This is a genomic window from Mesorhizobium sp. 128a (assembly GCF_053848025.1).
The window spans coordinates 1-866 of record NZ_JBSPKY010000084.1; the positions used below are offsets into that span (position 1 = coordinate 1).

Below are 866 nucleotides of genomic sequence, written 5' to 3' on the forward strand. Positions count from 1 at the left end.
CAAACATGGGTCAATTCTCGGTGGAAATATCCTGTGTCGCCGGGTCAGTTCTCAGTGGCAATCAACAGATTGCCGAGCGCTCGTGGCCCGATCTCGCAATTCCCCTGCACCCAGCCGATTACCTTGTCATCCAGCAATGCCGAGGCCACCTGGTCGAACTCGAGTGGATGGATCTCGAGTCCGGTCCGGTCGATCTCATCAAAGACGAAAGGCTGGCCTGAATACACGTTCCACTTGATCTTCGCATTTCCAGTGAAATGCCGCATCGCGTCGACCGCGGTCCCGATCGCAGACCCCGTATCGTTTGTGCACGGCGGAATGAAAACATCGGAAAACAGATTCGTGTCGATCCATCGGCGGTTCCACTCGCAATTTAACCCGCAGCCGCCGGCAATCAGCAGCGGAAAACCCTTTGGCATGTTCTTCTTCGCAAAGGCATGGAACGAATCGAAGATGGCGTCCGAAACTCGCCTGGCCAGGTCGGTGAACTTCTGATGGGTTACGCCAATATTGTGGTAGGGCGAATTCCGCAATTCCTCCTTGCTCAGCAACTGCGCAATATTGTCGCGTGGAAGCAAGAAGTCGATCAGAGCCTGCTCGTTAAGATCGGGCGTTCCGGTCTGCCCAGAGGCGCAAAGCGCCATTAGCTTACCAGGGTCTTCATCGCGCAACCGTCCTTTGGGTAATGTGAAGTTCGGATCGGCAAGTGCATAGAGGAAAGAATATTTGTCGCCAGGGCCCGTCATCACTTTTCCTAGATGCGCGACCTGCAGTCGCTCATCGATTTCATAGAAATCGCCGATGCGGCGCGGCGATCAACGTGAGAGAGCAGCGTCAATCAGGATGAGAATGCCGGCGGCTTGAGG

At 55.1% G+C, this 866-nt stretch carries 1 protein-coding gene; it reads right to left on the reverse strand.

Annotation, left to right across the window (positions count from 1 at the left end; genetic code table 11):
• Positions 1–44: 44 nt before the first annotated feature.
• On the reverse strand, positions 45–746 hold the full coding sequence (locus ACWTU9_RS33160; RefSeq protein ID WP_455862009.1) for a carbamoyltransferase N-terminal domain-containing protein: 702 nt from the start codon (positions 744–746) through the stop codon (positions 45–47).
• Between the last annotated feature and the right edge of the window lie 120 nt (positions 747–866).